This is a genomic window from Vibrio sp. 10N.222.46.A1 (assembly GCF_041473595.1).
Lineage (GTDB): Bacteria > Pseudomonadota > Gammaproteobacteria > Enterobacterales > Vibrionaceae > Vibrio > Vibrio tasmaniensis_A.
On the sequence record NZ_JBFRSN010000221.1, the window covers coordinates 1 to 7,055 of the forward strand.

At 45.5% G+C, this 7,055-nt stretch carries 8 protein-coding genes, 1 other RNA gene and 1 pseudogene; 3 read left to right on the plus strand and 7 right to left on the minus strand.

Annotation, left to right across the window (positions count from 1 at the left end; all coding sequences use genetic code 11):
• Window positions 1–82: 82 nt before the first annotated feature.
• The 4 genes from rpiA to zapA all read right to left on the minus strand — a co-directional run bounded on the left by rpiA (window position 83) and on the right by zapA (window position 1,972).
• Window positions 83–739: a ribose-5-phosphate isomerase RpiA gene (rpiA, locus tag AB4496_RS07425; protein ID WP_009847664.1), complete on the minus strand. Its 657-nt coding sequence runs from the start codon at window positions 737–739 to the stop codon at window positions 83–85.
• A 124-nt stretch (window positions 740–863) separates the two neighbouring features.
• On the minus strand, window positions 864–1,463 hold the full coding sequence (locus AB4496_RS07430; RefSeq protein ID WP_009847663.1) for a 5-formyltetrahydrofolate cyclo-ligase: 600 nt from the start codon (window positions 1,461–1,463) through the stop codon (window positions 864–866).
• A gap of 6 nt (window positions 1,464–1,469) precedes the next feature.
• A non-coding RNA gene (gene ssrS, locus AB4496_RS07435) (6S RNA) lies at window positions 1,470–1,652 on the minus strand.
• Window positions 1,653–1,663: 11 nt separating this feature from the next.
• Window positions 1,664–1,972 carry a cell division protein ZapA gene (gene zapA / locus AB4496_RS07440; protein ID WP_004735366.1) on the minus strand — a complete coding sequence of 103 codons (309 nt, stop codon included), beginning with the start codon at window positions 1,970–1,972 and terminating at the stop codon, window positions 1,664–1,666.
• A gap of 307 nt (window positions 1,973–2,279) precedes the next feature.
• Between zapA and AB4496_RS07445 the strand changes: the two genes are divergently transcribed.
• The 3 genes from AB4496_RS07445 to AB4496_RS07455 are packed head-to-tail and all read left to right on the plus strand — an operon-like array spanning window position 2,280 to window position 5,293.
• Window positions 2,280–2,855 carry a YecA family protein gene (locus AB4496_RS07445; RefSeq protein WP_004735367.1) on the plus strand — a complete coding sequence of 192 codons (576 nt, stop codon included), beginning with the start codon at window positions 2,280–2,282 and terminating at the stop codon, window positions 2,853–2,855.
• Between the two features lie 24 nt (window positions 2,856–2,879).
• Entirely contained in the window at window positions 2,880–4,058 is a 1,179-nt protein-coding gene (gene ubiH, locus AB4496_RS07450; protein WP_102258174.1) for a 2-octaprenyl-6-methoxyphenyl hydroxylase, read from the plus strand.
• An 11-nt stretch (window positions 4,059–4,069) separates the two neighbouring features.
• Window positions 4,070–5,293, plus strand: coding sequence for an FAD-dependent 2-octaprenylphenol hydroxylase (locus AB4496_RS07455; protein ID WP_009847661.1), 1,224 nt, complete (start codon window positions 4,070–4,072; stop codon window positions 5,291–5,293).
• 127 nt (window positions 5,294–5,420) lie between these two features.
• On the opposite strand, the gene AB4496_RS07460 is transcribed toward AB4496_RS07455, so the two are convergent.
• From AB4496_RS07460 to AB4496_RS07470, 3 genes and pseudogenes are all read right to left on the minus strand, one after another.
• A complete protein-coding gene (locus tag AB4496_RS07460; RefSeq protein ID WP_009847660.1) occupies window positions 5,421–5,627 on the minus strand; it encodes a DUF1107 domain-containing protein in 207 nt (68 codons plus the stop codon).
• Between the two features lie 562 nt (window positions 5,628–6,189).
• A complete protein-coding gene (locus AB4496_RS07465) occupies window positions 6,190–6,651 on the minus strand; it encodes an aminoacyl-tRNA deacylase (RefSeq protein WP_009847659.1) in 462 nt (153 codons plus the stop codon).
• 4 nt (window positions 6,652–6,655) lie between these two features.
• A pseudogene (locus AB4496_RS07470) lies at window positions 6,656–7,055 on the minus strand (folate-binding Fe/S cluster repair protein); the annotation flags it as partial.

Sequence of the window (7,055 nt, forward strand, 5' to 3'; positions counted from 1 at the left end):
TTTTACAGCAATAAAGCAAAAAAAACGGCGCCCTAGGGCACCGTCTGTAATGAAGTAACAGAAAAACTCAATCTTCTATTATTTATTCTTCGATTTTTGCACCTTCAGGCGTGCCAGTGATAACTACATCAGCACCACGGTGAGCGAACAGACCAACCGTTACCACGCCAGCGATACCATTGATGATATCTTCTAGCTGTTTTGGGTTTTCGATCGCCATGCCGTACACATCTAGGATCACGTTGCCGTTATCGGTTGTGCAGCCTTCGCGGTAAACTGGGTCACCACCAAGTTTTACGAGTTCACGTGCTACGTATGAACGCGCCATTGGGATAACTTCAACAGGCAGTGGGAATTTACCCAACACATCAACTGCTTTGGTACCATCAACGATACAAATAAACTTATCAGAGATAGCTGCTACGATTTTTTCACGAGTCAAAGCAGCGCCGCCGCCTTTGATCATATCGCGAGAACCGTTAATCTCGTCAGCGCCATCAACATAGATGTCTAGCTTGAATACGTCGTTGCATTCGAATACTTTGATTTCTAGCGCTTCTAGTTTTTCAGTAGAGGCTACAGAGCTTGAAACCGCACCCTTGATTTTGTCTTTCATTGTGCCAAGTGCGTCGATGAAGTGATTTACTGTTGAGCCAGTACCTACACCTACAATGCTGCCTTCTTCAACATATTGAAGTGCTGCCCAGCCCGCTGCTTTTTTCATTTCATCTTGAGTCATGCCATTCTCCTGAATAAGGTCTTGCGCTTTGAATTGATCGTTTGCGTAATGATGAAGTTAACGTTTAGATATTGGGGTAACGTTTGGATATCGAGGTTAACGTTTGCGGCGCGATTATAGCGCTTTAATGGTTGTTTTCCCATTGCCAAGTTTTACTCGGAGTCACGATTTTAGGTAACGGAATGTCCCAACCTTCAATTGGTAAACGATCGACATGCTGGCAATCATGAGCCAAACCAATTGGCGTTGCGCCTTCACCCGTCTCGAACCATCGAGCCAAGGTGCGATCGTAATATCCGCCGCCCATGCCTAAGCGATGCCCTTGAGAGTCAAAGCCTACAAGGGGAGTCAGAATGAGATCGAGTTGCTGACAAGGTTTAACCAGCATTTGATTGAGCTGAGGTTCGACAATGCCGTACTTATTCAAAACAGTGGGTGTGGTTGGAGAGTAATGTAGAAACAGCAGATGTCCGGTAGAGAAGGGGTGTAATACTGGTAAATAAGTTTGCTTGCCTTGCGCCCATAACCATTCAATTAAAGGCTGGGTATCGAGTTCGCCATCAATGGAAATATAGAGGGCGATATGTTGAGCTGACTGAATCTCATCAAGCTGAGAGCACTGCTTAACTAAGTCTATACCGGATTGAGTTTGTTGGTCGCCAGATAAGGCATTGCGTTTGATACGGATCTGTTTGCGAAATTCGCTGCGTGTGAGCGTCTTCATAAGAAGGGATACCCCAAAGTGCCGTTGAGAATAGATGGCCCTTGAACCAGCGAGTTCAAGGCGGATCAGCAATGATTACCGTAGGCTTCTCGGCGGACCGAGCATGCTCAATAGCACTCAAGTACTAACCCTTAGGGATTGCTTATCGGCTCGGGGACGTGAATCCTCTGACAAACACTCCAGGGTAAATTTTGTGTACGCTATTGCTGTCCGTGCTTAACTTTACTGAGGACATCTGAAAGTGATGTCGTGAGCTGTTCCATTCGCTCGGTCAGTGCGTTTTGTTCATCATTTGCTTCAAACTTCTTGGTTTGTAATTCATAGCAAATGTTCAGAGCTGCGATCGTTAGCAGCTTCACTTCATTGGTTACCTTAGTACGTTCAGCCATCTCTTTCAATCGATTATCAAGATCGGCCGCCGCTGCAATCAATGACTCTTCTTGCCCTGGGGGACAATTCACTCGAGTCAGTTTTCCTAATATTTCAACGTCTACCGCTTGATTACTCATGATGGATGAACTCTTTAACGCACTATTTAAGGCTGTTGCTCTTTATCATTTTTTGAGAAAGAAAAAGTGCAAGTACCGATGAGGAAGCAATCTCCTCTGAGGGAGAAACTATAGGTAAACCGCTATTAAGATTCAAGCTTTTCAGAGTGACTGTTTGTAAATGAGAGCTTGAGCACACAGTAATTCAGCAAATTGAACAATTGGTAGTCAGTCGTCCTTCAATTGCTCAGGATCGACGCTTACCAGAATTGGGGTGAAGTGGTACGATTATACTATCGATATAAAGAATAACTGAGCGAGCTATCTGATGAGCGAAACTACTTTACCTGACTACCTAACGGTTGCGACTGAACTTCAATCGGCAAGCCTAGCCGTAAACCCTGCTGAGATGCATGGTTTATTAACGGGTATGTTGAGCGGAGGCTTAAACCTAGCAGATAAAAGCTGGCAACCACTTATCTTTGATTACACCAATGAAGGCATGGGGTGGCCAGATCGCGCATTAACGTTAGCGGAAGCTACATTAAAGGTGACGACCAGCGAAATCACAGGTTCAGGCATGGAACTGTCTATGTTGCTGCCTGATGAAGACGCAAGCGCAAGCTTGTTTGATTTGGCTGATGGTGTGTCAGATTGGATCAACCACTTTATTTCTGGTTTAGGCTTGGTTGGCGCTCAATTGAATAAAGCGTCTGACGGTACCAAAGAAGCATTAGCTGATCTTGAAGAGATGGCAAAGCTAGGCATTGACGAAGACGATGATATGGAAGAGCAAGCGCAGCTTCTAGAGCACGTTATTGAACACGTAAAAGCGTGTGCACTAACGATTCATGCTGAATTCGGTGCTCGCCCATCTGAAGATGCGGCTCCAACCATTCATTAATCCGCTTGTCGGTTTGAGGTTATAATGGCTCAGTATGATGTTGTAATTGCTGGTGGCGCAATGGCGGGGGCGACCTTAGCCCTTGCTCTGAATCACCTCAGTCAAGGTTCTCTATCGATTGCGGTAGTAGAGCCTTATCAGGTTGATCATCAAGCTCACCCAGGCTTTGATTCTCGTTCGATCGCTCTGTCTTATGGCACGGTGCAGATCCTTGATTCTTTGCGCCTTTGGCAATCTATCGCTCCGGTAGCGACCCCAATTAAAGATATCCATGTATCAGATCGAGGTCATGCTGGGATGACAGACATCTACAGTGAAGATCTTGCTGTTGATGCGCTCGGCTACGTGGTGGAGTTAGCGGATGTTGGGCGGATCTATCAGCAGAAATTAGAATCAGAAGCTGCAATTACGATGCTTTGCCCTGAGTCTGTTAGAACCGTTGAACGTGATGAATCGTTAACGACGATTGAGCTGACAAGTGGGCAAACCGTCACGACTAAGTTATTGGTTGCTGCTGACGGTGCAATCTCAACCTGTTGTCAGCAACTCAATATCTCATTGAGTGAGCATGACTTTGAACAAGTCGCTGTGATTGCCAATATCGTTGCTAGTGAGCCCCATCAAGGTCGAGCCTTTGAGCGTTTTACTCATCATGGGCCAGTTGCTCTGTTACCGATGAGCGACAACCGTTTATCGCTAGTTTGGTGTTTGTCACCGGAACAAGCACAAAAAGTGGTGGCCTTAAACGACAACGAATTTCTTGAGCAGTTACAGAATGACTTCGGTTGGCGACTTGGCCGACTAGAGAAAGTCGGCAAGCGTGCGAGCTACCCACTGATTCTTCGCCACCGACAGCAAAATATCTCTCATCGATTTGCCATTGTTGGCAATGCTGCTCAAACACTTCACCCTATTGCGGGGCAAGGTTTTAATCTTGGCATTCGTGATGTGGCTTCTTTGGCTGAAGAGTTATGTAACCAACTGGATGATGTTGGGCGTTACACTGGTCTTGTTAACTTTAGAAAGCGTAGAGAACAAGACAGAGACACGACGATTACGTTGACTTCAAGCCTAGTTCATCTGTTCTCAAACGATTTTTTGACCGCTCGTATTGGGCGAAACCTTGGGTTAGCCGTAATTGATAACCTTCCACCACTTAAAGGTCCACTTTTGCGTCATACGCTTGGCCTAGTAGAAAGATAAGGTAATAAATAATGATGCAAAGTGTTGATATCGCGATTGTTGGCGGTGGCATGGTTGGCCTAGCGCTTGCGGCTGCACTGAAAGACAGCGATCTAAGAATTGCGGTCATTGAAGGCAGAGCGCCTAGCGAAGGGCTTAGCGAATTGCCTGATGTGCGTGTGTCGGCATTGAGCCGCTCGAGTGAAGTGATTCTTCGCAATCTAGGCGCATGGCAAGGTATCGAACAAAGACGTGCTGCGCCCTACCAAGCGATGGAAGTGTGGGAACAAGACAGCTTTGCTCGCATTGAGTTTGACTCAACACGCTTAGCACAGCCTAACCTAGGCCATATTGTAGAAAACCGCGTAATCCAATTAGCGCTGCTTGATCAGGTTAAGAAGCAAGATAATGTCAGCCTATACATGCCTGCAACGTGTAAAACGATGGCGATTGGTGAGAGCGAAGCATGGCTAACGTTAGACAACGGCCAAGCGCTGACAGCAAAGTTAGTTGTTGGAGCTGACGGTGCAAACTCTTGGGTTCGCAAGCAACAAGATATCCCATTAACTCATTGGGATTACGGCCACAGTGCGATTGTCGCGAACATCAAAACCTCAGAGCCGCACCATAGCGTTGCTCGTCAAATATTCACACCGCAAGGGCCGTTGGCGTTCCTGCCAATGCAGCCAAGCAAAATGAGCTCGATAGTTTGGTCTACGGAGCCTAATCGTGCCGAGAAGCTTGTATCAATGTCGGATGCTGATTTTAATAAGCAGCTAACGGCAGAGTTCGACTCAAAGCTTGGATTATGCGAAGTGGTTGGTGACCGTTTTGCCTTCCCACTGCGCATGCGTTATGCACGTGACTTTGCTGTAGAGCGTGTCGCTTTGGTGGGTGATGCTGCTCATACTATTCACCCATTAGCAGGGCAAGGTGTGAACCTTGGTCTATTAGACGCAGCAAGCTTAGCGCAAGAGCTGTTAACGCTATGGGCTTCTGGTGAGGATATTGGTACCAAGCGCAACCTTCGTGGCTATGAGCGCTGGAGAAAAGCTGAGGCGGCGAAAATGATTGCTTCAATGCAGGGCTTTAAAGATCTGTTTGAAGGCGATAATCCGGCTAAGAAGCTAATTCGTGGTATCGGTATGAAGCTTGCTGGTCAATTACCGGGTGCGAAAGATGAGATAATGAAGCGAGCGCTGGGGTTGTCGGGCAACCTTCCGGATTTAGCTAAGCGCCCCGTAGTACACCGATAGTCGCGTGAGATGGATTGCTGTTGATGGTCAGTAGCTAAAGTTGATAGCAATTAACGACATCACGAACACGAAAAAAGGGTTGGCATAATGCCAACCCTTTTTGTTTTTAATTCTTTAGACTATCAGATCATGCGTACGCGCAGCGCAGTTTCATGATTTCACTATTTATTTCTTTTACGGTTTGGAAGTGACGCTTCTCTGCTCGGTCTGGTAGTACGAGTTTACCGTTATCAAACTCAAATTTACCTACGCCGTAAATGTAGATTCGTCCTTTGAAAAGTCGACTTACATGTTTAGCAATCATACTCGGTGTATAGCGCTTAAACAGTCTCATTTTTAATTATCCTTATATTTACCTAGCCTGCATATTATAGAAAAACTCCGAGATAATTATTGTGATAAGCATGGAGTAATATGCAGTAGAGTTGACGTTAATTAGATATTTGTGCTGTTCTAAGCACTTTCTTCAGTAAATATCTATTTTTACGTGAGCTCCTCCCCAAAATAGTACTGAGTAGTGAACTGCTACGAACTTTCCTGTCCGGTATTAAGCAGTGCTAATGTTACAAGTATAAGAATAGGCGGAATTTTTTTGTTTGTGTAATCAAATTGTAAATTTTGAACAAAAAAAAGCCCGTCTAAAACGGGCGAATAGTCACAGATGCATTACACAAAAGTGGATACTGATGTTACTCAGTGGATTCACTTGTACTGATTTGCTTAAAGGCTAGTCAGTAAAATAACAATAACGCAAATTCAACCTTGTGACTACTTATGCTTTTATTTTGAGTAACTATTTAAGGTGGGTGTGTTTTTCTTATGACGAAGTTCACACTAAAAATGTACTCAATGAAATATTAAAATGAAGTTTGCGAAGCATGATCTGTTCGAAACGTTCATCGACTGATGTCAGCGACGATCGGTGCACATAGTGCTATGAGATCATTGGGATCCAACGCAACGCCAGCCATTCGATCACCCGAGCTAATGGTAACGGTCGAGTTGCTCTGAATGGAAGGATCAAAAATGATCGGCATGTATCTCTTTAGAGCAATAGGCCCAACACATCCAGCTTTAAAGCCGGTGATGGCTTCAACATCAGCGAGTGATACGCAGGTCATTCGACGGCAATTCAGTACCGAGCGTACTTTCTTTGGATCGATAGAGCGATCGCCAGGAGTACAGGCCAACGCATACTGGTTTCCCATATCCTTAAGCAGGATGCACTTGACCATTTGAGAGGCATTAATACCTCGTTCTTGCGCTGTCTCTTCGATGCTGGTGGTTGGCTTGCTTTGCACCAACAGGCGATAGTCCACCTGCTGTTGATCTAACCATTGTGTAATCAGTGTTTCCACGTGGCTACTCTTCGTCAAGGCTGTAAGGCAGTGGCAGAATGTTCCATATTTGCTCAGGTTGCGCAGTCAATCGAAGCTGAACATCGTCATCAAGGTTGTTTGGCAACACCATCAAACCAATCGCCTGATTATCAGCAAATTGATAGACGTTTAATAGTCGGCCTGCACCGCGCCAGTTCTCACCTACGCTGCGCTCTAGTTCAATCGTATTCTCTAGAGACAATATATCTGAACTCGTTCCTGAAACAATGCGCATTTCACGCTTGTTCATGCCACGGTATTTAGCACGAGCAACTGTTTCTTGACCTGTGTAACAGCCTTTTGAAAAGCTGATACCGCCAATCGCTTGCAGGTTGAGTGCTTGAGGGATGTGTTCGTTTTGCTCTGCTTTCGATAGGTTCGGC

Excerpts from the sequence above, each read along its gene's own strand:
- rpiA (WP_009847664.1), bottom strand. The coding sequence starts at position 739 with ATGACTCAAGATGAAATGAAAAAAGCAGCGGGCTGGGCAGCACTTCAA.
- AB4496_RS07430 (WP_009847663.1), bottom strand. The coding sequence starts at position 1,463 with ATGAAGACGCTCACACGCAGCGAATTTCGCAAACAGATCCGTATCAAA.
- zapA (WP_004735366.1), bottom strand. The coding sequence starts at position 1,972 with ATGAGTAATCAAGCGGTAGACGTTGAAATATTAGGAAAACTGACTCGA.
- AB4496_RS07445 (WP_004735367.1), top strand. The coding sequence starts at position 2,280 with ATGAGCGAAACTACTTTACCTGACTACCTAACGGTTGCGACTGAACTT.
- ubiH (WP_102258174.1), top strand. The coding sequence starts at position 2,880 with ATGGCTCAGTATGATGTTGTAATTGCTGGTGGCGCAATGGCGGGGGCG.
- AB4496_RS07455 (WP_009847661.1), top strand. The coding sequence starts at position 4,070 with ATGATGCAAAGTGTTGATATCGCGATTGTTGGCGGTGGCATGGTTGGC.
- AB4496_RS07460 (WP_009847660.1), bottom strand. The coding sequence starts at position 5,627 with ATGAGACTGTTTAAGCGCTATACACCGAGTATGATTGCTAAACATGTA.